General features: G+C 33.1%; 21 protein-coding genes. 17 read left to right on the forward strand and 4 right to left on the reverse strand.

The window, feature by feature from the left end; genetic code table 11:
- Window position 1 precedes the first annotated feature (1 nt).
- Window positions 2-1,024 (forward strand): CAP domain-containing protein, encoded by a 1,023-nt coding sequence (locus KA845_RS09640; RefSeq protein WP_107373451.1) that lies wholly within the window; start codon window positions 2-4, stop codon window positions 1,022-1,024.
- Window positions 1,025-1,258: 234 nt separating this feature from the next.
- On the opposite strand, the gene lexA is transcribed toward KA845_RS09640, so the two are convergent.
- On the reverse strand, window positions 1,259-1,882 hold the full coding sequence (gene lexA, locus KA845_RS09645) for a transcriptional repressor LexA (RefSeq protein WP_002511061.1): 624 nt from the start codon (window positions 1,880-1,882) through the stop codon (window positions 1,259-1,261).
- A gap of 141 nt (window positions 1,883-2,023) precedes the next feature.
- Here lexA and sosA point away from each other — a divergent pair, with 141 nt between their 5' ends.
- From sosA to sbcC, 8 genes are all read left to right on the forward strand, one after another.
- Entirely contained in the window at window positions 2,024-2,257 is a 234-nt protein-coding gene (gene sosA / locus KA845_RS09650; protein ID WP_002511062.1) for a DNA damage-induced cell division inhibitor SosA, read from the forward strand.
- 85 nt (window positions 2,258-2,342) lie between these two features.
- Window positions 2,343-2,588 carry a DUF896 domain-containing protein gene (locus KA845_RS09655; protein WP_002511063.1) on the forward strand — a complete coding sequence of 82 codons (246 nt, stop codon included), beginning with the start codon at window positions 2,343-2,345 and terminating at the stop codon, window positions 2,586-2,588.
- Window positions 2,589-2,668: 80 nt separating this feature from the next.
- The gene (gene tkt, locus KA845_RS09660) at window positions 2,669-4,657 is read left to right on the forward strand and encodes a transketolase (RefSeq protein ID WP_021458825.1); all 1,989 of its coding nucleotides are present in this window, start codon (window positions 2,669-2,671) and stop codon (window positions 4,655-4,657) included.
- 336 nt (window positions 4,658-4,993) lie between these two features.
- On the forward strand, window positions 4,994-5,233 hold the full coding sequence (locus KA845_RS09665) for a YneF family protein (RefSeq protein WP_172606416.1): 240 nt from the start codon (window positions 4,994-4,996) through the stop codon (window positions 5,231-5,233).
- Between the two features lie 233 nt (window positions 5,234-5,466).
- On the forward strand, window positions 5,467-5,640 hold the full coding sequence (locus tag KA845_RS09670; protein ID WP_002511073.1) for a hypothetical protein: 174 nt from the start codon (window positions 5,467-5,469) through the stop codon (window positions 5,638-5,640).
- Between the two features lie 208 nt (window positions 5,641-5,848).
- On the forward strand, window positions 5,849-6,313 hold the full coding sequence (locus tag KA845_RS09675) for a CcdC family protein (RefSeq protein ID WP_002511074.1): 465 nt from the start codon (window positions 5,849-5,851) through the stop codon (window positions 6,311-6,313).
- A 285-nt stretch (window positions 6,314-6,598) separates the two neighbouring features.
- Window positions 6,599-7,726: an exonuclease subunit SbcD gene (sbcD, locus tag KA845_RS09680; protein ID WP_103387923.1), complete on the forward strand. Its 1,128-nt coding sequence runs from the start codon at window positions 6,599-6,601 to the stop codon at window positions 7,724-7,726.
- Between the two features lie 3 nt (window positions 7,727-7,729).
- The gene (sbcC, locus tag KA845_RS09685; protein WP_107373453.1) at window positions 7,730-10,759 is read left to right on the forward strand and encodes an exonuclease subunit SbcC; all 3,030 of its coding nucleotides are present in this window, start codon (window positions 7,730-7,732) and stop codon (window positions 10,757-10,759) included.
- Window positions 10,760-11,034: 275 nt separating this feature from the next.
- On the opposite strand, the gene mscL is transcribed toward sbcC, so the two are convergent.
- Window positions 11,035-11,385 carry a large conductance mechanosensitive channel protein MscL gene (gene mscL, locus KA845_RS09690; protein WP_103387921.1) on the reverse strand — a complete coding sequence of 117 codons (351 nt, stop codon included), beginning with the start codon at window positions 11,383-11,385 and terminating at the stop codon, window positions 11,035-11,037.
- A gap of 238 nt (window positions 11,386-11,623) precedes the next feature.
- Between mscL and KA845_RS09695 the strand changes: the two genes are divergently transcribed.
- The 3 genes from KA845_RS09695 (at window position 11,624) to menI (ending at window position 16,759) form a co-directional block, all read left to right on the forward strand.
- Window positions 11,624-13,258, forward strand: coding sequence for a BCCT family transporter (locus KA845_RS09695; protein WP_103387920.1), 1,635 nt, complete (start codon window positions 11,624-11,626; stop codon window positions 13,256-13,258).
- Between the two features lie 245 nt (window positions 13,259-13,503).
- Complete coding sequence (gene acnA / locus KA845_RS09700) at window positions 13,504-16,206, forward strand: aconitate hydratase AcnA (protein WP_002511080.1); 2,703 nt, start codon at window positions 13,504-13,506, stop codon at window positions 16,204-16,206.
- Between the two features lie 100 nt (window positions 16,207-16,306).
- Entirely contained in the window at window positions 16,307-16,759 is a 453-nt protein-coding gene (gene menI, locus KA845_RS09705) for a 1,4-dihydroxy-2-naphthoyl-CoA hydrolase MenI (protein ID WP_021458823.1), read from the forward strand.
- A 135-nt stretch (window positions 16,760-16,894) separates the two neighbouring features.
- On the opposite strand, the gene KA845_RS09710 is transcribed toward menI, so the two are convergent.
- Window positions 16,895-17,191: a HesB/YadR/YfhF family protein gene (locus KA845_RS09710; protein WP_002511082.1), complete on the reverse strand. Its 297-nt coding sequence runs from the start codon at window positions 17,189-17,191 to the stop codon at window positions 16,895-16,897.
- A 338-nt stretch (window positions 17,192-17,529) separates the two neighbouring features.
- Complete coding sequence (plsY, locus tag KA845_RS09715) at window positions 17,530-18,138, reverse strand: glycerol-3-phosphate 1-O-acyltransferase PlsY (RefSeq protein WP_103388015.1); 609 nt, start codon at window positions 18,136-18,138, stop codon at window positions 17,530-17,532.
- A gap of 202 nt (window positions 18,139-18,340) precedes the next feature.
- On the opposite strand from plsY, the gene parE reads away from it, so the two are divergent.
- The 5 genes from parE (at window position 18,341) to KA845_RS09740 (ending at window position 26,792) form a co-directional block, all read left to right on the forward strand.
- Window positions 18,341-20,335, forward strand: coding sequence for a DNA topoisomerase IV subunit B (parE, locus tag KA845_RS09720; RefSeq protein ID WP_103387919.1), 1,995 nt, complete (start codon window positions 18,341-18,343; stop codon window positions 20,333-20,335).
- Window positions 20,332-22,734, forward strand: a complete 2,403-nt coding sequence (gene parC / locus KA845_RS09725; RefSeq protein ID WP_204171476.1) for a DNA topoisomerase IV subunit A — start codon at window positions 20,332-20,334, stop codon at window positions 22,732-22,734. The genes parE and parC overlap by 4 nt, the downstream gene beginning before the upstream one ends.
- A 183-nt stretch (window positions 22,735-22,917) precedes the next feature.
- Window positions 22,918-24,378 (forward strand): glutamine transporter AlsT, encoded by a 1,461-nt coding sequence (gene alsT / locus KA845_RS09730; protein WP_103387918.1) that lies wholly within the window; start codon window positions 22,918-22,920, stop codon window positions 24,376-24,378.
- A gap of 216 nt (window positions 24,379-24,594) precedes the next feature.
- Window positions 24,595-25,440, forward strand: a complete 846-nt coding sequence (gene glcT / locus KA845_RS09735) for a glucose PTS transporter transcription antiterminator GlcT (RefSeq protein WP_002511087.1) — start codon at window positions 24,595-24,597, stop codon at window positions 25,438-25,440.
- A gap of 245 nt (window positions 25,441-25,685) precedes the next feature.
- A complete protein-coding gene (locus KA845_RS09740) occupies window positions 25,686-26,792 on the forward strand; it encodes an acyltransferase family protein (protein WP_103388014.1) in 1,107 nt (368 codons plus the stop codon).
- Window positions 26,793-26,893: the final 101 nt, after the last annotated feature.

The raw sequence follows: 26,893 nt of genomic DNA on the forward strand, positions 1-26,893 counted from the left end.
GGTGATGAAGATTAGAAAAATATTATTATATAGTTTAATTTTTTTATGCATAGTATTGATTGTGCCAATAAAAGAGTCACCCTTTATGTTAGACGTTCAACAAGAGGTCAAAACAAAAATTAATGCTTGGCAAACTAATCAGTCATCATCTACTAAGTCACTCAAAGTGCCAAGTGAACAACAATTTGCTTTAAGTAATATTCAAATGAATATGGATAAAGCAGACGTTGAAAATAAATTTGGAGAAGCTAAGAGTGTAACTTCCAATGAATATGGTACGAGTTGGCATACTTATTATACTGGTGATTATAGTAACTTTGTGATGGTCAGTTATTTAGACGACAAAGTCAATGCACTTTATACGAATCAAAATTCAATTACATCACAGTCAAAAATCAAGTATGGTACACCTAAAGATGTCGTAAGAGACAGATTAGGAGAACCAATTACTGAAAAGAAAAAAGGAAATGTTAGATACCAAATTGAGAATGATGAATATGACACATTTCATGAAAATCAAATCTATACAACGGCATTCTATGATAAACATCAAGATAATGGTTTAACAGCAATACTATTGGTAAGTGATCAGCTTGAACAACGATTGCAAGGACAATATGGTGCACCATCTGAAGCATTAAAAGAAGGTTTTGAACGCCAAAACTTTGAAATTGTAAATGCTGAAAGAAAACAACATCAATTATCTACATTGAATTATGATAGTGATGTTTCAGATACAGCAAGAAAACATAGTAAAGATATGGCGGAGAATGATTATTTTGATCATACCAACTTAGATGATGAATCCCCATTTGATCGTTTGAAAGCTGATGATATTAAATTTAATGCTGCAGGCGAAAATTTAGCTTATGGTCAAATGAATAGTATTTATGCACACGAAGGCTTAATGAATTCATTAGGACATAGAAAAAATATCTTACGTTCTAGTTATAATGAGTTAGGAGTAGGCGTCGCTTTTAATAATGAGCGTCAACCTTATTGGACGGAAAACTATACTAACTAATGTTTGGTGATGAAATGTTAGGGTATCTTATAAAGGTAAGGATGAGATGCTAATGACAATACATGAAAAACATAAATCGGAAGATATATTAGAACGAGTAAAAGAAGTTCTAGACAAAAAAGAAGATAAAGATACAAAATAGAGGCTATGCCGTGACGGCATAGCCTCTTAGTTTGTATGTGTAATTACAAGTTATTATGTTAAATAGTGCTGAATGAGAGTGCTTGGAGACTATTACATTTCACGGAATAATCCGACCACTTTACCAAGTACAGAAACTTGATTTAAATAGATTGGGTTCATTGAGCTATTTTCTGGTTGTAATCTATAGCGCGTTTTTTCTTTATAAAATCGTTTAACAGTTGCTTCATTGTCTTCTGTCATAGCTACAATAATATCTCCGTTTTCTGCAATTGTTTGACTACGCACAATCACTTTGTCGCCATCTAAAATACCAGCTTCGATCATACTGTCTCCAACAACATTTAAAATGAAAATATCGCTGTTATGTGTAGAAGTAAAATGTTCTGGTAAAGGGAAGTATTCTTCTACATTTTCCACTGCAGTAATCGGTATGCCGGCAGTGACTTTACCAATAACTGGTACGTGAATTGTATCTTCGTTATTTATTGGTTCTCCAAGTTGGTCGCTGACAATTTCTATTGCACGTGGTTTTGTAGGATCACGTTTGATATAGCCTTTTTCTTCTAATCTAGATAAATGACCATGAACAGTTGAACTAGAAGCTAAACCGACAGCTTCTCCAATTTCACGAACACTTGGTGGATAACCTTTGGATTGCACGATTTGCTTTATATAATCGAAAATTTCATTTTGTCGTTTTGTTAATTCTCTCATAATAGGCACTCCCTAATTTAATTTAATCCAATTATAGCATGAATTGAAATTTGTTACAAACGTTTGTTCGTTTTGTATTGACTAAGAACACGTGTTCTGTTAAAGTGTTTGTACAAACAAATGTTCTAGGAGAGATACTATATGAATTCTATCTATATGTCACAAATCAAAACATATTTATTAATACTTGTTACTACGATGCTGTTATGTACTATATTTGTACTAACGGCAGATATAAATAATAATAGAGAACAAACGTACGAAATGACTGATCATAAAATAACTACAGAGCACAAAGAACAAAATAATAATCAATTACAACAAGATTTAAATAGCGAACAAGCATCGAACCAAACGATGGCAGTAATTAAATAATTAGAATGATAAAAAAGAGCGAATGCATTTAGTTCCGCTCTTTTTTTTGTTAAAATTTATATGATATAAATCTATGGAGGTTATTATGACTGAATCAAATGGTGTAGATATTAATAGAATTAATGAATTAGCTAGAAAGAAAAAAGCACAAGGGCTAACTGAAAAAGAAGCGAAGGAACAATCTAAATTACGTAAAGCTTATTTAGAATCGTTTAGAAAAGGCTTTAAGCAGCAATTAGAAAGCACAAGGGTCATTGATCCAGAAGGAAACGATGTGACGCCAGATAAAATCAAAAAAGTATTGGATGAAAAAGACCAAGATAAAAGATAATCTAATTTTTTGTTAATTATAAGTTAAATAAGTTATAATAATATATGAATCATGCTATTTAAGAAAGGAAGTCATATTAGATGTTTAATGAAAAAGACCAACTAGCGATTGATACAATAAGAGCCTTAAGTATTGATGCTATTGAAAAAGCAAATTCAGGCCACCCAGGTTTACCAATGGGCGCAGCTCCAATGGCATACACTTTATGGACACGCCATTTGAATTTTAATCCTCAATCAAAAGATTTCTTTAACAGAGACAGATTCGTATTGTCTGCAGGACATGGTTCTGCATTACTTTACAGTTTATTACATGTTTCAGGTAGTTTAGAATTAGAAGAATTAAAACAATTTAGACAGTGGGGTTCTAAAACTCCTGGTCATCCAGAGTTCAAACATACGGATGGTGTCGAAGTTACTACAGGTCCACTAGGACAAGGTTTTGCTATGTCAGTAGGTATGGCTTTAGCAGAAAAACATTTAGCAGGTAAATTTAATAAAGAAGATGCTAACGTTGTAGATCATTACACTTACGTTCTTGCATCAGATGGTGACTTAATGGAAGGTATTTCTCATGAAGCAGCATCATTTGCAGGCCATAATCAATTAGACAAATTAATTGTTTTATATGATTCCAATGATATTTCATTGGACGGAGAGTTAAATAAAGCATTCTCTGAAAATGTAAAAGAACGTTTCGAAGCTTATGGTTGGGAACATATCTTTGTTAAAGATGGTAACGATTTAGAAACAATTGACAAAGCAATTGAAGATGCTAAATCTAGTAATAAACCAACAATCATTGAAGTGAAAACAATTATCGGCTATGGTGCGCCTAATAAACAAGATACAAATGGCGTTCATGGTGCACCACTAGGTGAAGACGAAAGAAAATTAGCATTTGAAAATTACGGATTAGATCCAGAAAAACGTTTCTTCGTACCAGAAGAAGTATATGAAATTTTCCAAACTCAAATGTTAAAACGTGCAAACGAAAATGAAGAAGCTTGGAACAACTTAGTAGAAGAATATAGTTCAAAATACCCAGAATTAGCTAAAGAATTTAAATTAGCTATTAGTGGTAAATTACCAACAAATTATAAAGACGTGTTACCTAAATATGAAGCAGGTCATAGTGGTGCTTCTCGTGCTGATTCAGGTGATGTAATTCAAGCAATCAGTCAAAGCGTACCATCATTCTTCGGTGGCTCAGCTGACTTAGCTGGTTCAAACAAGTCAAATGTTAAAGAAGCAGTTGACTTTACTCCGGAAACACCTGAAGGTAAAAATATTTGGTTTGGTGTACGTGAATTCGCAATGGGTGCTGCAGTGAATGGTATGGCTGCTCACGGTGGTTTACATCCATATGGTGCAACATTCTTCGTATTCAGTGACTACTTAAAACCAGCACTAAGACTATCAGCAATTATGGGCTTAAATTCAACATTTATCTTCACACACGATTCAATTGCTGTAGGTGAAGATGGTCCAACACATGAACCAGTAGAGCAATTAGCAGGTTTAAGAGCGATTCCTAACATGAATGTGATTCGTCCAGCTGATGGAAATGAAACACGTGTCGCTTGGGAAGTTGCATTAGAGTCAGAAAACACACCAACTTCACTTGTATTAACTCGTCAAAACTTAACTGCTTTAGACTTACCAGAAGCAGTTGTTGAAGAAGGCGTACGTAAAGGTGCGTATGTAGTTTATGAATCAGAAAAAGATGCTGAATTCTTATTATTAGCGACTGGTTCAGAAGTAAACTTAGCAGTTGATGCAGCTAAAGATTTAGATGCACAAGGTAAAGGTGTACGAGTAGTTTCTATGCCTAACTGGCACGCATTTGATCAACAATCAGCTGAGTATAAAGAATCAGTAATCCCATCATCAATTACAAAACGTATTGCAATTGAAATGGCATCTTCTCTAGGCTGGCATAAATATGTTGGTACTGAAGGTAAAGTTATCGGTATTGATACATTTGGTGCTAGTGCTCCTGGTGACTTAGTCGTAGAAAAATACGGTTTCACTAAAGAGAATGTGTTAAATCAAATTCAAACATTTTAATAATTTGTAGTTATGTAAAGGCTGGGACATTAAGGTGTCCTAGCCTTTAATTTTATCATTACAAAATGTTGATGGATAAACATGCTTCAAGTCATGTTGTTTTTATCATGACTCAAAAAATTTTAAGTGTACAGTAAATTAACATGTCATTTTCTATTGAAAGTTACATAAATTAAAGCTAAATTAGTGGTTGAACTTATGTTCTTGTAAGTGTATTTACAAAGTGAATTTAATATTGATATAATACATAAGGTTACAGGAGTTTGAAGCTAAACTTCCTTGAAATTAAACATTTAATTTAGTAAAATGCATTAGGATAGGAAAGTGGGTGAAACAATGGCAGTTTGGTTAGCAGTTTTATTAATCGTAATAGCACTAATCGTTGGATTAGTAGGTGGTTTCTTCTTAGCAAGAAAATATATGATGGATTATTTCAAAAAGAACCCACCAATTAATGAAGAAATGCTTCGTATGATGATGATGCAAATGGGTCAAAAACCATCGCAAAAGAAAGTAAATCAAATGATGACAATGATGAACAAAAATATGGACTCAAACATGAAGAAGTCTAAATAATAGACCATTAAAGAGCGGATAACTACTGTCGAACGTAAGTTATCCGCTCTTTATTTATGTTGCCAAACCTAATGTGTTTTGGTTATGGAACATATAAAATATAAAACCAATATAAAGAAATATTTATTGTAGAATGATGGTATTATTATTGTAATATTCGCACAATTCCGACAAACTATTTGCACATAATTTACAATTATTATATAATATCAAACATAGAAGGGGGAAAATTAATGAAAGATGCATATGATATGGAAGACAAAGAAGTCTTGGATAGATTAGCTTGTGCACATATTAATTTTTGCAATAATGACGAATTTTTACAATATAACAAAGCAATCCAAACACAAGACATGACTTATTTGAGACATTTGTTAAACAATTTAAACTCATCAGTTCCAATGTAATTGTCAGGATTGATTTGGGAATAAGCCTTGAAAAAGGCTTATTTTTTTGTCTTAAATGAGCAAATATAGCTGGTAATTGAATTTATGTAATTTTTGTGGCGATTATTGTTTGGCAGCGCTATAATTTAAGACAAAATGATGAATAACTATAGAGGGAATGTTATAATATCGTTTGTGATATTTGTAAAATATAAAAGAAGGTGTCGTCGTGTTATATTTAGTTTTCTCCATTGTCGTTGCTTTTTTAATGGGCATAGGTGTAATAGTTATAAGAATGAAAGCGCAACAATTTCCTGTTAACGAAAAGAAAATCATTTTACCTCCGTTTTTCATGGCAACTGGTGCGTTAATGTATGTGATACCTTACTTTAGATTGTCAGGACTTGAAATTATTGAATGTATTATTTTAGGTTTATTGTTTTCGACCGTTCTAATATGGACGTCACGCTTTGAAACAGATGGCCATCAAATTTATATGAAACGATCTAAAGCCTTTCCCATTATTTTAATTACTTTATTACTGATTCGAACAATAATTAAAGTATTTGTTAGTAGTCAAATTGATCCAGGTGAAATTGCAGGTATGTTTTTCTTACTTGCCTTTTGTATGATTGTGCCATGGAGACTAGCAATGCTATATAAATTTAAAAAAGTAAAACGTAACCTTGTATAAATAGCTATGAAACTTTAGCGGTAAACAAGTATTTGTAAGTTAATAAAAAGAGGCTAGGACAAAATGGATTTGTCCTAGCCTCTTTTCTTATTGTCAGATGATAATTGAACTAAAAAATCCGTTTCAATTATGCTTTTCAATTCTGCTTAGCGATGTTGGAGTGGGACGAGGAAATCTTGTTAATAAAACTTAGATTTCTTACCACTCCCTTTTTCTTTTTATAAACGGTATGATAAACTATTAACAAACAATAGAACGTGCGTTCTGTAAAAAAGGATGACTAAAATGAAAATTATACATACTGCTGATTGGCATTTAGGACGAATTTTAAATGGCAAGTCATTATTAGAAGACCAAGCTTATATATTAGATGAATTTGTAGCAGCAATGCAAAAAGAGAAGCCTGATGTAATAGTTATTGCTGGAGACGTATATGATACGAGTTATCCAAGTAAAGCAGCGATTATGTTATTTGAAGAAACAATTAACCAATTAAACTTACATATGCAAATACCTATGATTGTGACAAACGGTAACCATGATGGCAAAGAGCGACTTAATTATGGTGCTAAATGGTTCGAAAAGTCACAAATGTATATTAGAACAGAGTTAGCTACTATGGCTACACCTATCAATATAGGAAATGTAAATTTTTATTGTTTACCATTTGCAACCATAAGTGAAGTACAAGCTTTCTTTGATGATAAAACTATTACGACGCATCAAGCTGCTACACAAAGTTGCATCACTTATATGGCTGAAAATTTAGATACATCACAATTTAATGTATTAATAGGACATATGACGGTTCAAGGTGGCACACGTTCAGACTCTGAAAGACCAATTTCTATTGGCACAGTTGAGTCGGTAGAACAGGATGTTTTTGCACCATTTAATTATGTTATGTTAGGTCATTTACATCATCCGTTTAGTATCGATTCAGAGTTTATCCATTATAGTGGTTCGTTATTACAATATTCATTTTCAGAAGTTAATCAGCCTAAAGGCTATCGAATGTTATTGATTGATGAAATGGAACAACAGCAATTATTTATACCGTTAGAGCCTAAACGGCAATTGGAAGTTGTAGAAGGTGATTACGAAGCAGCAATACAAGAAATTATTCCTCTGAAAAATAAAGAAAATTATATTCATTTTAAGTTGAAAAATATGACGCATGTGACTGATCCGATGATGCATCTCAAACAAATATATCCTAATACATTATCACTCACAAATGTGTCGTTTAACTTTGAAACGGCAAGTGTTGAAAATAATACTGAACTTCGTGAACTCAATGATTCAGAGATTATTAATAACTTTTATCAAAGCATGACTGATTCGACACTATCAGAGCTACAACATAAAAAAATAGTGCAATTACTCAATGACTTGTTGGAAGGAGAAGAATAAAAGATGAGACCAATTTCAATAACTTTAACCAATTTTGGTCCGTTTTTAAATGAATATATAGATTTTAGAAACGTACATGAAAACCAATTATTTTTAATAAGTGGTAAAACAGGTTCGGGTAAGACGATGATTTTCGATGCTATTGTCTATGCTTTGTTTGGAGAAGCCTCTACTAAGGGGCGCAAAGAGTTAGATTTAAGAAGTCATTTTGCAGATGGTAAATCGCCAATGACTGTCGTATTTGAATTTAAATTAGGTGACTCTTATTTTAAGGTGGAACGACAAGGTGCATTTTATAAAGAAGGCAATGTGAGCAAGACAAATGGCCAATTAGATATATTTCAATACATTGAAGATGGTTATGAATTAAGAGAAAGTAAAATTACTGCAGGTAATCAAATGCTCAAAGATTTATTAGGGGTAGATGCAGAGCAATTTAGACAATTGTTTATTTTGCCACAAGGTGAATTTAAAAGATTTCTATTATCAAAGAGCATAGAGAAGCAGGAAATTTTGAGAACTTTATTTGATAGTCAACGTTTTGAAATGATTCAAAAGCAACTTACTGATGATGTTAAAGAGAGTCGTGATCAAATAGAACGAAATTTCGACCAACTTGAGAATTATTGGCATGATATTGAAACATTTAACGATGCTTCTTTACAAGAACATAAAGCAACTCCTGTGAGACAAACGGAACAATTATTGAAAGTTATACCTGAATTTGAGCGCACTGGAAACCAACTATTGGAGCAGTTAACAAAACAACAACAATCGCAGCAACAACAATTAGAATCAATACAACAGCAACTCGAGCATAATAAACAACTGCAAGATAATTTCCACAAACTTCAGCAAAATCAAGCCGAGTTAGCAAAGTTAAATGAACGAGAACCTGAAATTGAAGATTTAAAGCAAACATTAACAAAATTAAATGAAGTCAAACCATTAGCCAATTTAATTGAAAATAAAAAAACACTGGATGAAAAACGGCTAGCAACAGAACAACAATTATATCAAGTTGAAAAAACTATAGGACAGTTGGTACAAGAGCAAACGGAGTTACAACAACACTATGATAGACAACAAAATCACAGTGAAACAATAGAACAACAACGCCAATTTTTATCTAATACTAAAATGTTTTATCAGCACATCGAGAAATATAAAACAGCATATAATCAAATTACAGACATTCAACAAGTATATAATGAACAGAGTCAACAATTGACGGAAGTTAAAGAGCGGATTGAGCAGTTACACAATGAACTAAAAGATGAGCAACCGGACTATGAGGCTATTGAAAAAATTGACCAACAAATATACGAGTTAACTAATCAAATTAAGGAATATCAACGTAACGAAACGGCAAAACAACAATATATTAAAAATCAAGAAGAAATTGAGCAGCAACAAGCTAAATTGAAAGCTCAAGAGCGACAATTAGCGCAGTTGACGGCAAGTTATAACGACATTGATCAAGTCAATTTACAATTTAGTAATAAACAAGAAGCGATCGCACAAATTCAAACTATTTTAAATATAGGTGATACATGTCCAGTATGTGGTAATGAAGTACATGACCTAGCGCAACACATAGATTTTGAAAATTTAAGCAAACGTCAACAGGAATTAAGTAAGCTAGAACATAGTATGCAACAATGTAAGGAGCAAATTATTCAACATACAACAACATTAGAGCATTTGACAACACAACAAACAGCTAACCCTGTAAATATGGATGAAACGTATGATATTGCTGAATTAGAGCAACAACTTACTCAAATTCAAGATCAACGCACTGCGGCAAAACAACGTAATACTTATATTCAAAATCAACGAACACAATTACAACAATTAGAACAACAAGCACATACTTTAGAGTTAGATTTGAAAAAATCTGAAGCGCAATATCAACAAAACGAAACTTTAATCAATGACTTTGAAAGAGTAACGCAGTGTGCCAATACGACTGATTTTGTTAAAACATTTGATGCGCAAAATGAAGATGTTACAAATTTTGATAATACCGTTGAGCAATTAAATAACGACTTACAGAAGTGTCAAAATCAATTAAATATTGAACGTAATAGTAAAAAATATGTAGAAGCACAATTACAAGATATTAAAGATGAACTGCAAACTACAGACGAGAAAGTACAACAAGAAATGCACCGTATTGGGTTCACTACTATGGCCCAAGTCCAAACAGCAATAGAACAACTCAACAATAAATCGGCAATTGAAACAGAAATCAATACTTTTGAAAAAGAAAAACAAACTATATCAATTGTAGTTTCGCAATTAGAAGAAGCGACACGAAACCAAACAGTTGCCAACATTGATGACTTAGAACAACAAGTGAGTGTACAACAAACAGAATTAACGCAAATAACTACACAATTAAATCAACATGAATATAAAGTTGACTTTAATAAAACGAAATTTACTGCAATAAAAAATTTAATTGCTGAGTTAAATGATTATTTGCATACACAACAAGAAATTTTTCAGTTATCAGAAATACTAGCAGGGAAAAATGAGCACAAATTAACACTAGAAAACTATGTACTAATCCATTATTTAGAACGCATTTTAGGTCAAGCGAATCAACGTCTAGCATTGATGACAAATCAGCGCTACCAATTAAAGCGTCGACAACAAGTGTCTCAAGGTTATAGTGGGTTAGAAATAGATGTTTTTGATGCGTATTCAAATCAAACACGTCATATTTCGTCATTATCGGGTGGAGAATCCTTTCAAGCCTCTTTAGCGTTAGCACTTGGGTTGAGTGAAATTGTACAGCAAGAAGCGGGTGGAATAGTGCTTTCTTCCATGTTTGTTGATGAAGGTTTTGGTACATTAGATCAAGAAACATTGGAAACAGCGTTAGATACATTATTAAGATTGAAGTCGACTGGCCGAATGGTTGGTATTATTTCACATGTGAGTGAGCTAAAACAGCGTATTCCACTCATTTTAGAGGTAACGACAGAAGGTTATCAAAGTGTGACGCAATTTAAGCAACAGTGACATCACATGAAATTAAGCACGGCTTAAAGTTTTAGAACGTAGTTAAACCCTTCGCATTAATTTGCGAAGGGTTTGTTTATTTTCTATATCATAAAAATGACGTGTTTAGTTTTTTACTAAAAGTCTTAAAATATTGCTTTTTTTACCAAATGATTTTTGTAATATTGTCAGTGATTTATGCCGATTCTGCGGAAAAGTGCATAAAAAAACTGCCCACATAGCCAGAGACTTTGTTGACAGTCTGAAACTTGGAATTATTTGTTCCAGTTTTTTTATTAATTTTTTTCTTTTAAGATATCTCTAATTTCAGTTAATAATACTGTATTTTCTTCAAGCTCTTCGTCTTCTTGCTTAATAAGTGTATTAGCAATTTTAACAAAGATAAATAGAGCAAATGCAATAATGATGAAATCGATTATTGATTGTACGAACATACCGTATTTGATGCCCATAAATGACCAGCTTTCTGCAAAATCAACAGTACCAAAAATTAAACCAATTAAAGGCATAATGATATATGTAACTAGGGCAGTAACAATTTTATTGAAAGCTGCACCCATAACTACCGCAACGGCTAAGTCTAGTACATTACCTTTCAATGCAAACTCTTTAAATTCTTTTAGCATCTTTAATTTCCCTCCCTTTCCTATTATTTTGAATTTGATTATACTATATAAATAAATTTATGAAAATACTTTTTTAAAGTACATTTGACCTGAAAATTATATTGTATAATAAAATAAATTAATTAAAGACGATTTGATTAATTTTGTTAGTTTTGCTATTCTAAAACGTGGCTATAATATTAAATAATATTATAAGATTTAGCCTTATAATAAAATTTATGAAAGGGAGTTAATTTTTATGAAATCATCCGAAACGACTAATCGTAATAACAAACGCTCTCCCGTTTTCATTTATAGTGCAATTGTAGTGGCAATAGTTGTACTAATTGGTGCAATTTGGCCAGATCAATTTGGAGACGTAACGAATGAGATCAAACTATGGATTACTGATAAATTAGGTTGGTACTACCTAATTCTAACAACGATTATTGTATTTTTCTGTGTGTTCTTAATGTTCAGTCCGATTGGTAAACTTAAATTAGGTAAACCAAATGACAAGCCTGAATTCAATACAATATCTTGGTTTGCAATGCTATTCAGTGCAGGTATGGGTATTGGTTTAGTATTCTATGGTGCAGCGGAACCTATGGCAGACTTTGCTGCGCCACCAACAGCTGAACCTCAAACTAAAGCTGCCTATACTGAAGCTTTACGCTCTACATTTTTCCATTGGGGGTTCCATGCATGGGCAATTTACGGAGTAGTTGCACTTGCGTTAGCGTACGCTCAATTTAGAAAAGGTGAGCCAGGTTTAATTTCTAGAACTTTAAGACCAATGTTAGGGAATAAAGTTGAAGGACCTATAGGGACAATTATTGATGTACTTGCAGTATTCGCTACAGTAGTTGGTGTGGCGGTATCACTTGGTATGGGTGCATTACAAATTAATGGTGGTTTAAATTATTTATTTGGTGTTCCAAATAATGTTTGGGTACAGGCAATCATCATTGTAGTTGTAACAATTTTATTCATCATGAGTGCTTGGTCAGGTTTAAGTAAAGGTATTCAATATTTAAGTAATTTAAACATTAGTTTAGGTTTATTACTAATGATTATTGTGTTAATTATTGGTCCTACAGTACTAATTTTAAACATGATGACAAGCTCAACTGGTAGTTTACTAAATTCATTTTTGGCGAACTCTTTTGATACAGCGGCACAAAATCCTCAAAAACGTGAATGGATGTCTAGTTGGACACTTTACTATTGGGGTTGGTGGTTAAGCTGGAGCCCATTCGTCGGTATCTTTATTGCACGTGTATCTAAAGGACGTTCAATTCGTGAGTTTATTGGTGGCGTACTTTTAGTACCAGCAATTGTAAGTTTCATCTGGTTTAGTGTCTTTGGTGTGCTTGGTATTGAAGCAGGGAAAAAAGACCCTAAATTATTTGAAATGTCAGCTGAAACGCAACTCTTTGGTGTATTTAATGACTTGCCGTTCGGTATAGTATTATCGTTAATTGCACTTGTATTAATTGGATCATTCTTTATTACATCTGCAGACTCTGCGACATTTGTATTAGGTATGCAAACATCATTTGGTTCATTAGAACCTACAAACTTTGTTAAAGTGACTTGGGGTATCGCACAATCACTTATTGCCTTTGTATTATTATTTGCAGGTGGAGGGGACGGTGCCGAAGCATTAAACGCCATACAAAGTGCGGCGATTATTAGTGCCTTGCCATTCTCCTTTGTAGTAATAATGATGATGATTTCATTCTACAAAGATGCAAACCAAGAGCGTAAGTTCTTAGGTTTAACATTGACACCTAATAAACACCGAATGAAAGATTATGTAGAATTACAAAAAGATGAATACGAAGACGACATTATTGAACGTCGTAAAGATTTCAGAAATACAGAACAGTAATATTTTACTAAAGCCGAGGATCATATTGATTCTCGGTTTTTTATTTAGCATTCAATGATAATGATTCTCAATTGATAATGTTTACTTATTGCACTTTAATGGTATGATAAGGTACGCTTATGTTAACTGATTGGAAAATCAAATCTAATTTTGCCGGGAAACTAGCGTTATGTAGTTGTTTTCAGCAAAAGATAATAATACAATTTAGTTAACGGCACAATTAATAAATATCAGGGGGGATATATATGGCTTCTAATATTAAAGCGCAAGCGAAAAAATCGTTTGACCTAAATGGAAAATCATATACTTATTACGATTTGAACACTTTAGAAGAGCAAGGTTTAACTGAAATTTCTAAGTTACCATATTCAATTCGAGTGTTATTAGAATCAGTTTTACGTCAAGAAGATGGTTTCGTTATTACTGACGATCATATTAAAACATTATCAAAATTCGTGGATGGGGCAGAAGGAGAAGTTCCGTTCAAACCTTCACGTGTTATTTTACAAGACTTTACAGGTGTGCCAGCTGTCGTTGACTTAGCATCACTACGTAAAGCTATGGATGACGTAGGCGGAGATTTAAATAAAATCAATCCAGAGGTGCCTGTAGATTTAGTTATCGACCACTCAGTACAAGTTGATAGCTATGCGAACCCAGACGCTTTAGAACGAAATATGAAATTAGAATTTGAGCGTAACTATGAACGTTACCAATTCCTTAATTGGGCAACTAAAGCATTTGATAACTATAGTGCAGTACCACCAGCAACTGGTATCGTGCACCAAGTTAACTTAGAGTATTTAGCAAATGTTGTTCATGTGCGTGACGTAGATGGAGAAGAAGTAGCATTCCCAGATACATTAGTAGGTACAGATTCACATACTACAATGATTAACGGTATTGGAGTACTAGGCTGGGGTGTTGGTGGTATCGAAGCTGAAGCAGGTATGTTAGGACAACCTTCTTACTTCCCAATTCCAGAAGTAATTGGTGTACGCTTAACTAACGCTTTACCTCAAGGCTCTACAGCTACTGATTTGGCTCTACGTGTAACACAAGAATTACGTAAAAAAGGTGTTGTAGGCAAGTTCGTTGAATTCTTCGGACCAGGGGTACAACATTTACCATTGGCTGACCGTGCAACAATTGCTAATATGGCGCCTGAATATGGTGCAACATGTGGTTTCTTCCCTGTAGATGAAGAATCACTGAAATATATGAGATTAACTGGTCGTTCAGAAGATCATATTGAATTAGTGAAAAAATATTTACAAGAAAACAACATGTTCTTTGATGTTGACAAAGAAGACCCAGAATATACAGACGTTGTAGACTTAGATTTATCTACAGTTGAAGCATCATTATCTGGACCAAAACGTCCTCAAGACTTAATTTTCTTGAGCGATATGAAGGAAGAATTTGAAAAATCTGTAACGGCACCAGCGGGTAACCAAGGTCACGGATTTGATGAAAGTGAATTCGACAAAACTGCAACAATCGAATTTAATGATGGTACATCAACAACTATGAAAACTGGTGATTTAGCTATTGCAGCTATCACATCATGTACAAATACATCTAACCCATATGTAATGCTAGGGGCTGGCTTAGTTGCTAAAAAGGCAATTGAAAAAGGCTTAGAAGTTCCTGAATTTGTTAAAACTTCTTTAGCTCCAGGTTCAAAAGTTGTTACAGGTTATTTAAGAGATTCTGGCCTACAACAATATTTAGATGATCTTGGATTTAATTTAGTTGGTTATGGTTGTACTACATGTATCGGTAACTCAGGTCCTTTACGTGAAGAAATTGAAAAAGCGATTGCTTCAGAAGACTTACTTGTTACTTCAGTATTATCTGGTAACCGTAACTTCGAAGGTCGTATTCATCCATTAGTAAAAGCCAATTACTTAGCATCACCACAATTAGTAGTTGCATACGCATTAGCAGGTACTGTTGATATTGATTTACAAAATGAACCGCTTGGTAAAGGTAAAGACGGCGAAGATGTATTCTTAAAAGATATTTGGCCTTCAATCAAAGAAGTATCAGATACTGTTGATAGTGTTGTTACACCTGAATTATTCAAAGAAGAATATGAGTCAGTTTATAATAATAACGAAATGTGGAATGAGATTGATGTTACGGACCAACCATTATATGACTTTGATCCGGAATCAACTTATATTCAAAACCCTTCATTCTTCCAAGGCCTTTCTAAAGAGCCAGGTAAGATTGAACCATTAAATGATTTACGTGTAATGGGTAAATTTGGTGACTCAGTAACAACAGACCATATTTCACCAGCAGGTGCGATTGGTAAAGATACGCCAGCAGGTAAATATTTATTAGATCATGACGTACCAATTCGTCAATTTAATTCATATGGTTCACGTCGTGGTAACCATGAAGTTATGGTACGCGGAACGTTCGCGAATATTAGAATTAAAAACCAATTAGCTCCAGGTACAGAAGGTGGATTCACAACTTATTGGCCAACAGGCGAACAAATGGCAATTTATGATGCTGCTATGAAATATAAAGAAGATGGCACAGGTTTAGTTGTGTTAGCTGGAAATGATTATGGTATGGGCTCTTCACGTGACTGGGCTGCCAAAGGTACTAACTTATTAGGTGTTAAAACTGTCATTGCGCAAAGTTATGAACGTATCCATCGTTCAAACTTAGTTATGATGGGTGTATTACCATTACAATTTAAAGATGGTGAATCAGCTGATAGTTTAGGTATTGATGGTACTGAAATTATTTCTGTTAACGTTGATGAAAACGTGAAACCACATGATTTAGTTAAAGTACAAGCGAAAAAAGACAATGGCAAAGTAATCGAATTTGAAGCAGTAGCTCGTTTCGATTCTAACGTTGAATTAGACTACTATCGTCATGGTGGTATCTTACAACTTGTATTAAGAAATAAATTAGCAGAATAATTTTAAACATCTAACGGCTATGTGAGCTTTTGAGCTTTCATAGCCGTTTTTCTATGTTAGTATTTAAACAGTAATGTATTAATTGAAATGAGGAAAGAGAATGATTTATACACTCACTGAAATAGAAGCAAGATATCAAGAAACAGATCAAATGGGCGTTATCTATCATGGGAATTATCCAACATGGTTTGAAGTGGCGAGAACGGACTATATAACTAAATTAGGTTTTAGTTACAAAGCTATGGAAGATAGTGGTGTTATTTCACCTGTAACGGAAATTAATGTTAAATATATTAAACCAATTACATATCCTGAAAAAGTAACAATTAAAACTTGGGTAGAGCGCTATTCTCGTTTACGTTCACTTTATTGTTATGAAATATACAATGAGGCAGGAGAATTAGCTACAACAGGCTCTACAACGCTCACATGCATACGAAAAGCAGACGGGAAACCAATAAGATTAGATCGTACCTTCCCAGAGTGGCATGCAGTATATAAAGATGTCGATGAACGTAATAAAGCAGGAGAAAATTTAGAAGTTAAAAAATAATAATGCGCAAATAATGTAATTTTGGCAAACTTTGCACTATACTTTAAGTGCAATTACGAAGTGAGAACAATCCATATAATATTAAAAACAAAAGCGCCTAAGCCATTTGTAATGGTTTAGGCGCTTTTATATGAATTAATTAGCAATGTAAGTAATTTCATCTTCATTGTCAGTTACATCTATAAATAAATTATCATCTTCAAAATACCATAAATCTTTTTCTGCAATAACAACGTCTAAACCGTTATAATTCGTTTCATAACCGATTTCGACATCGTCTTTTTTGTCAACACTAAACGCTGGACTGAATCCTTGTTTTAATTGGAATTCTCCACCATAACGTACGAAGAATTGTAAGACTTTGTTATCCTCAGGCAAATCAAGTTCTTCCTTAAACCAAGATACCGCATTTTCCGAAAGTTTTAATTGCATATTAAAGTCTCCCTTCTGCATAAGCACTTGTCTTACTACAGTATTTTTAACATATTGCCAATACTCTAACATTACCCCTTTTGGATAATGATAATTGCAGTATAGCACATTTTTCTTCAAAATTTTTAGATTTAAGAATATTCTCAAAAAATTTACATAAAATTCATACTTATGACTTACAAATTTAAATATAAAAGGAAGTAGTATAAAATTCAAATTTTTGAACTCTATACTACTTCCTCGTGTGTATCAAGGTGCTGTAGTAACATGACCTTGACGTAAATAGCTAATGTTGATTTCGAGATTAGTGTGATATGAATCTTAGCAAAATAAAAAAGTTACATCCATTTTATTTTAGGTTCTTCACCTTTAAAAATCCTAACGATATTTGTTCTATGTCTAATAATCAATAATATACCAATACACATGCTGACAACTAATAATATATAGTCTCTAATTAATAGTGCACCAATAACACAGCAAATAGATGCTATAATACTTGATAGAGATACATATTTTGTTAAATAAAGTATTGCGAAGAAAATGGCTGCTAAAATTATTAATAATACAGGATTCACACCAAATACAACGCCAGCGCTAGTTGCAACTGCTTTTCCGCCTTTAAATCCTAAGTATACCGGGTACACATGTCCGAGTATTGCAAATGCACCAACAATTAAACCATTTGTAAACAAGGTAGAAATTGGGCCATCTGCTTGTACTGGTAACCATAGTGGGAAGAATACTACAATAAATCCTTTGAAAATATCTAAAAATGTAACGATAAACCCAGCAGGTTTACCTAAAACTCTAAAACTATTCGTTGCACCAGTATTTCCGCTTCCAAATTGTCTAATATCTTTTTTGAAAAATAATTTCCCTATAACATAGCCACTTGGAAATGCACCAATGAGGTAACTCAGTATCAACATAATTACTATCATCATATACATTTACACATCCTTTAATGACATTAATTTTATTTTACCATATGATACTATTATAAAACGACTAAAAATTAAAGTTAGTAAATGATTTGTTAATGAAATGTTACTTTGACGCTTGCAATTTAGCTAAATTTATATAAGAATAACTATTGTATAGTTTTAAAAACGAACGTACGTTTGTAGGAGGGCGAAACGATTGGCAATGAATAAGCAAAATAATTATTCGGATGATTCCATTCAGGTTTTAGAAGGGTTAGAAGCTGTTAGAAAAAGACCTGGTATGTATATTGGTTCAACCGATAAGCGTGGTTTACATCACTTAGTATATGAAGTTGTCGATAATTCCGTCGATGAAGTTTTGAATGGCCATGGTAATGAAATTTTGGTAACAATCAATAAAGATGAAAGTATTACTATAGAAGATAATGGACGTGGTATGCCTACAGGAATTCACGCGTCTGGGAAACCTACTGTTGAAGTTATTTTTACTGTTTTGCACGCTGGCGGTAAATTTGGCCAAGGTGGTTATAAAACATCAGGTGGTTTACATGGTGTTGGTGCTTCTGTTGTGAATGCTTTGAGTGCTTGGTTAGAAGTAGAAATTTATCGAGATGGAACAATTTATCAACAAAATTTTAAAGATGGTGGGAAACCTGCGACTGGCTTAGTGAAAAAAGGCAAAACGAAAAAAACAGGTACTAAGGTAACATTTAAACCTGATCCTGAAATCTTTAAAAATGCTTCAGCGTTTAACTTTGATGTACTTAGTGAACGCTTGCAAGAATCAGCGTTTTTACTTAAAAGTTTAAAAATAACATTAGCCGACAAACGACAAGGTAAAGAACGTGAAGAGGTTTATCACTATGAAGAAGGCATAAAAGAATTTGTTAGTTATGTTAACGAAGGCAAAGAAGTATTACATGATGTAACTACTTTTTACGGCCAAGCAAATGATATAGAGGTCGAAGTTGCATTTCAATATAACGATCAATATTCAGAAAGCATTTTAAGCTTCGTTAATAACGTCCGCACTAAAGATGGGGGAACGCACGAAGTTGGCTTTAAAACAGCTATGACGCGTGTGTTTAATGATTATGCACGTCGTATTAACGAATTAAAAACCAAAGATAAAAATTTAGACGGCAATGATATAAGAGAAGGTTTGACTGCTATTATCTCTATACGTATTCCTGAAGAGTTGTTGCAGTTTGAAGGTCAAACAAAATCAAAATTAGGAACACCGGAAGCACGTAGTGCAGTTGATTCAGTAGTTTCCGACAAATTACCCTATTATTTAGAAGAAAAAGGACAATTGTCTAAATCACTAGTGAAAAAAGCAGTAAAAGCACAACAAGCGCGTGAAGCCGCAAGAAAAGCACGTGAGGACGCTCGTTCTGGTAAAAAGAATAAACGCAAAGATACACTTTTATCAGGTAAATTGACTCCAGCCCAAAGTAAAAATACAGAGAAAAAAGAATTGTATTTAGTCGAAGGTGATTCTGCTGGTGGTTCGGCAAAATTAGGCAGAGACCGTAAATATCAAGCAATTTTACCGCTTCGAGGTAAAGTTATTAATACTGAAAAAGCCAAGTTAGATGATATTTTCAAAAATGAAGAAATAAATACTATCATTCACACTATTGGTGCGGGTGTCGGTAATGAATTTAAAATAGAAGATAGTAACTATAATCGCGTTATTATTATGACTGATGCCGATACTGATGGGGCTCATATTCAAGTATTACTGCTAACATTTTTCTTTAAATACATGAAGCCATTAGTGTTGGCAGGACGTGTATTCATCGCTTTACCACCACTTTACAAGTTGGAAAAAGGTAAAGGAAAAACCAAGAAAGTAGAATATGCTTGGACAGATGAAGAGTTAGAAAAGTTACAACAACAATTTGGTAAAGGCGTTACTTTACAACGCTATAAAGGTCTTGGTGAAATGAATCCTGATCAATTATGGGAAACAACAATGAATCCTGAAACAAGAACTTTAATTAGAGTTCAAGTTGATGATGAATTAAGATCTTCTAAGCGTGTTACGACATTGATGGGTGATAAGGTTGCACCACGAAGAGAATGGATTGAAAGTCATGTTGAATTCGGTTTACAAGAAGATTTAAGTATTTTAGATAATAGTGAAATTCAAATACTAGAACAAGATCATCAGAATGAGGAGGATGTAGATTGAGTGAGGTAATTCAAGACCTATCACTTGAAGATGTAATAGGCGATCGATTTGGTAGATATAGTAAATATATCATTCAAGAACGTGCATTACCCGATGTACGTGATGGTTTAAAACCTGTTCAACGTCGTATTTTGTACGCCATGTATGATAGCGGCAATACGTATGATAAAAATTTCCGTAAAAGTGCTAAAACAGTCGGCGATGTTATTGGACAGTATCATCCACACGGTGATATATCCGTTTACGATGCGATGGTTCGGTTAAGTCAGGATTGGAAATTACGTCATGTGTTAATTGAAATGCACGGTAATAACGGTAGTATTGATAATGACCCTGCAGCAGCTATGCGTTATACAGAAGCTAAACTGAGTCAAATTTCGGAAGAGCTAGTCAGAGACATTAATAAAGATACTGTACCGTTTATGCCTAACTATGACGATACGACAAAAGAGCCTATGGTATTACCAGCGCGTTTACCAAACTTATTAATCAATGGTAGTACAGGAATTTCAGCAGGTTATGCGACAGATATTCCACCTCATAATTTAGCTGAAGTGATTCAAGCTACACTTAAATATATAGACAATCCAGATATTACTGTGAGTCAATTAATGCGTTATGTTAAAGGACCAGATTTTCCAACTGGTGCTATTATTCAAGGTGTAGATGGCATTAAAAAAGCATATGAAACTGGGAAAGGTAAAATTGTAGTCCGTTCAACTGTTGACGTGGAAACTTTAAGAAATGGACGTAAAGAATTAGTTGTTACTGAAATCCCTTATGAAGTTAATAAAAGTTCATTAGTCAAAAAAATTGATGAACTGCGTGCTGATAAAAAAGTAGATGGCATTTTGGAAGTACGAGATGAAACGGACCGTACTGGATTACGTATTGCTATAGAGTTGAAAAAAGATGTTAATCATGAAGCTGTAGCGAATTATTTATATAAAAATACAGATTTACAAGTATCATATAGTTTTAATATGGTCGCTATCAGCGATGGACGTCCAAAATTAATGGGTATTCGTGAAATTATCGACAGTTATTTAAATCATCAAGTAGATGTTGTAACTAAACGAACACAATATGACTTGAATCAAGCAGAAAGTAGAATGCATATTGTTGAAGGTCTAATGAAGGCGCTGTCGATTTTAGACGAAGTGATTCAACTCATTCGTAATTCCAAAAATAAAAAGGATGCTAAAGAAAACTTAATCGAGAAGTATGAATTTACAGAAGCACAAGCAGAAGCAATCGTAATGTTACAACTTTATCGCTTAACGAATACAGATATCGTACAATTACAAAACGAACATGATGAACTAAAAGCAATTATCGACAAATTACGTCATATTTTAGATAATCATGATGCCTTGTTGGCTGTTATTAAAGAAGAATTGACTGAAATTCGCAAGAAATTTAAAACAGAACGACGCTCTGTAATTGAAGCGGAAATTTCAGAAATTAAAATCGATAAAGAAGTTATGGTACCGAGCGAAAATGTAATACTAAGTGTCACTCGCCACGGTTACATTAAACGTACTTCACTGCGTAGTTTCAATGCTAGTGGTGTGGAAGAAATCGGTGTTAAAGATGGAGATAGTTTATTAAAATATATCGACACTAACACATTAGATACTGCCTTAGTGTTTACGAATAAAGGGCGCTATTTGTTTATTCCAGTTCACAAATTAGCTGATATCAAGTGGAAAGATTTAGGTCAGCATGTATCACAAATTGTACCGTTGGAAGATGATGAATTTGTGATAGATGCGTATTGTGAAAATGATTTTAAACCAGATGCATATTATATTATCGCTACTCGAAATGGAATGATTAAGAAAAGTAATGTATCCATGTTTAAAACGACTAGATATAATAAACCTTTAGTTGCTATGAAAGTAAAAGAAAATGATGCAGTTATTGATATTATGCGCATTTCTGATGAACAAACACTAACAGTACTAACGCATAAAGGCATGTCACTGACATATCCATCTGAAGAATTATCGGATACTGGCTTACGAGCAGCAGGAGTGAAGTCAATTAATCTTAAAGCTGAAGATTATGTGGTACTAACGCAAATTGTCGCGCCTGAGAATACAATTTTAATGGCGACACATCGTGGTGCATTGAAACGTATCGATTATCGTGTCTTACAACTTGCTAAACGCGCACAACGCGGCATAACATTATTGAAAGAATTAAAAGGTAATCCACATCGTATTGTTGCAGCATGTGTTATTCAACCTGATGATACTTCATATACTATATTTTCAACTAATCAACAAGAAAGTGGTTTAATTAAAGATATTCACTTAACTGAACAATATACTAATGGTTCATTTGTAGTTGATGTTGATGAATTCGGTGAGATCAATAATTTGGTTGTTGAATAGTCTATAAAAAAAGAATAGTAACCTCTTTCATTTAATGATAAAATATTTTATGTAATAAAGAGGTCTATAACATAAAATAAATCAAGAGATTTATTATGGGTTGATAGTCGCACAAATTACGCTCATATATAAATCTCTTGCTCTTTATTTACATAAAAATTAAATTCATAAAGGGGGATTAATGTGAATAATTTTGACAGTTTAATTCCAGAATGGTTTAAAGTAATGGTTCAAACTGGGCATGATTTGATCTGGTCTCAGTATTTAATTGGTTTATTAATAACAGCAGGTTTATATTTCACTATTAGTTCAAAATTCGTGCAATTGAGATGGATTCCAGAGATGTTTCGCGCAATTGGTGAAAAACCTGAAACATTAGATAGTGGTAAAAAAGGTATTTCTCCGTTTCAAGCGTTTGCGATTAGTGCCGGCTCTCGTGTTGGTACAGGTAATATTGCTGGTGTTGCAACGGCAATCGTTTTAGGTGGTCCAGGTGCTGTGTTTTGGATGTGGGTTATAGCTTTTATTGGTGCAGCAAGTGCTTTTATTGAAGCAACATTAGCTCAAATCTACAAAGTACCCGATAAAGATGGTGGTTTTCGTGGTGGACCGGCTTATTACATAACTAAAGGTTTAAATCAACGTTGGTTAGGTGTAGTGTTTGCCGTATTAATTACAATTACTTTTGCTTTTGTTTTTAACACTGTGCAATCAAACACTATAGCTGAATCTTTAAATACACAGTACAATGTGAGTCCAGTGATTACTGGTATTGTCTTAGCTTTCTTTACTGCAGTCATTATTTTTGGTGGTGTACGTAGTATTGCTAATATTTCATCTATTATTGTACCTGTGATGGCAATAATTTATATTGGTTTAGTATTAGTTATCTTACTTATGAATTACGATCAAATTATACCTATGATTTCAACTATAATTAAAAGTGCATTTGGCTTCGAACAAGTAACAGGAGGCGCAGTAGGTGCAGCTATTTTACAAGGTGTAAAACGTGGTCTGTTCTCTAACGAAGCTGGTATGGGTTCTGCACCCAATGCAGCGGCTACTGCTGCGGCACCACACCCAGTAAAACAAGGACTAATACAGTCTTTAGGTGTGTTTTTTGATACTATGCTAGTTTGTACAGCGACAGCTATAATGATTTTACTATATAGCGGCTTAGAATTTGGTGAAAACCAACCCGTTGGTGTTGCAGTAACACAATCAGCACTAAATGAGCATCTAGGAAGTGCCGGTGGTATTTTCTTAACTGTAGCGATTACGTTATTTGCTTATTCTTCTGTTATTGGTAACTATTACTATGGTCAATCAAACATAGAATTTTTATCTAAAAACAAAGTATTACTCTTTATTTTTAGATGTTTAGTTGTTGTTCTAGTATTTGTAGGAGCAGTAGTAAAAACAGAAACAGTGTGGAGCACTGCTGATTTATTTATGGGCTTAATGGCAATTGTTAACTTAATAGCCATTATTGGTCTTTCTAATATCGCTTTTGCTGTTATGCGTGATTATCAACGTCAACGTAAAGAAGGCAAGAAACCAGTATTTAAACCAGAAGAATTGGAAATTAATCTTTTTGGTATTGAAAGCTGGGGCGCAAATAAAAAAGAAAAATCATTATATTAATAAATCAATGTTTACAGATTGGTTATTATCGTTGAGAAACACTTTAGTGATTTAATCTTGTAGGGCGAGCATATGAAATCAAACAGTTATCTGTTGATTTTTAGCTCGTCCTATTTTTTGTTATTTTACGTTAATTCTTAAGTAATCTAATCTTTTACTGTTCATTTTAAATGATTCAATATATAATTTTAATGATATAAAAGAAAGGTGATTCGTATGAGCCAGTATCACATTACCAAAATCTTAAACAATAATGTAATTATCTGTACGATTGATCGACAAGAAGTTATTTTACTTGGAAAAGGTATAGGTTTTAATAAAAAACCTGGTATGAAAGTGCAACGTGGTGATTCAATAGAAAAGGTTTATAAGTTGGATCAACAACATCAATTAGATCATTATAAACTTTTAGTTGCTCAAACAGATGAGAGTATTATTCATGCTATCATTGAAGCAGTGGATTTAATTACGAGTGAGGAAACTGTTATTGATGATAAGAAACTTGTTATAAGCTTAACTGATCATATTATTTTTGCATATAAACGATTGCAGCAACAACAAAAAATTACGAATCCTTTTATCGCAGAAACCCAGCAACTATACAGTGAGTCATATGACTTGGCACAACGTGTCATAGTGCAATTAAATGCTAAATTAGATGTAGACTTTCCAGAAGATGAAATTGGTTTTATAGCGTTACACATAGCATCAAATACGAATGCAATTTCTATTCATGAAGTTAATGCGATGTACAACATGGTGAGTAAAGCAACTAAAATCATTGAACATGATCTACAACAAACAATTGATAAGCACTCGATAAAGTATCAACGTTTCATTAGGCATGTGCAATTTTTAATTAGACGTATTCAACAAGATGAGCGTGCAGCTGCTTCTCAAGTATTTGAAGATATGGTTAAAGCGCATTATGCACTTTGTTACAATGTCGCATTAAAAATTATGAGATTAATCCAACGAGAGTTAAATGTTACAATTCATGAATCGGAAATTGTCTATCTTGCAATTCATATCCACCACTTCACAATATCTGACCAGCCTTAAATAATCTGAAGCTTTATACATATAACTTTAATATAGCACTATAAGAGACAATCATTAAAAAATAGTTTAATGATTGTCTTTTTTACATTAAATTAACAAAGTTAATATTAAAATTACTATAAGAAAATAATTTTAATATTAACTTATGTATAATTGTTTTTGTATATAAATACTATTTACTTTTGCAAATATTATAGTTATTATAGAGTTGTTTGATTAGTTGAGGGGAGCGTTTGGCATACAATATGAAATATTATGATGAAATTCCTGTCATAAGAGCAGTAGCAGCTATGCTAGTAGTAGCCATTCACACTGTGAATAGTATAGCTTATTCAGCAAGTACAGGTGGCTTTACTTCTGAACCGTTAGGGTATATAAATCAATTAGCACGACTAGGCACGCCAGTTTTTGCTGTGATTAGTGGGTTTTTACTGACTATTTCGGTAGTGAATCGAGGTTTTAGTATGTCACACTTTGCTAAATCACGTTTTACTAAAATACTTATCCCTTATATTATATGGAGTATATTTTACTTATTATACAGAGCATTTTATTTACATAATTTAGAACCTGATGGTGAATTAGTGAATTATTTTGTTTATGGTAAAGCTAATTTCCATTTATATTTTATTTTAACGGTTATTCAGTTTTATGTATTATTCCCATTCATTCATAGATTTAAAAAGGGTTGGCCGTTGATAGTTGCATTTTTAATACTTACGGTTATCAATGTGCTTTGGATTAAGGTACAGCCTGTGTCACTCGGTATAGAAAGTTTAGACCGTTTTGTTAATGATAAAATGTTTATTCTTAATTGGATATCATTTTTCATGTTTGGCATTGTTTATGCTAAATTTTATGATGAAATTAAAGCGTTGATATTTAAATATCAAAAAGTATTATGGGTAATAATTTTCATTTTATTTGTTGATCTATTTGTCAGTATAGATTTAGAAAACTTACATAGTTCGGCACATATTTCTAACTTAATTTATATTCCGTTCTTTATTGTCTTTTTAAATTATCTATATGTCTGGATTAAGCAAGATAAGATATTGCTGAAAACATTTACGCTAATTGGTAACTATTCAATGGGTATTTACTTGGTACATTATGTTGGCATTCAATTTATGAAACGATTACCAGTTATTAATGAGATTGCACCACAAAGTAAATTTGTATTCATCTTTATTGGTGCTGTTGCGTTATCAGTTGGTATGGTGTGGGTTATTGGTAAATTACCATATGGTAATTATATTGTACCTATTCCGAAGAAAAAGGTTACACAACCAACACAAGAGGTACCGAAGAAAAGTCGTATCGATCCACAATTTTCAAATATGAATTCTTAAAGTAAACTACCGTGTATTGAGTTTGACTTAATACACGGTAGTTATGTATATATTATATATGCATGAAATTACTATAAAACGGGTAGAATGCTATGTTATAA

The organism is Staphylococcus sp. GDX8P114P-2 (assembly GCF_017892945.1).
Taxonomy (GTDB): domain Bacteria; phylum Bacillota; class Bacilli; order Staphylococcales; family Staphylococcaceae; genus Staphylococcus; species Staphylococcus arlettae.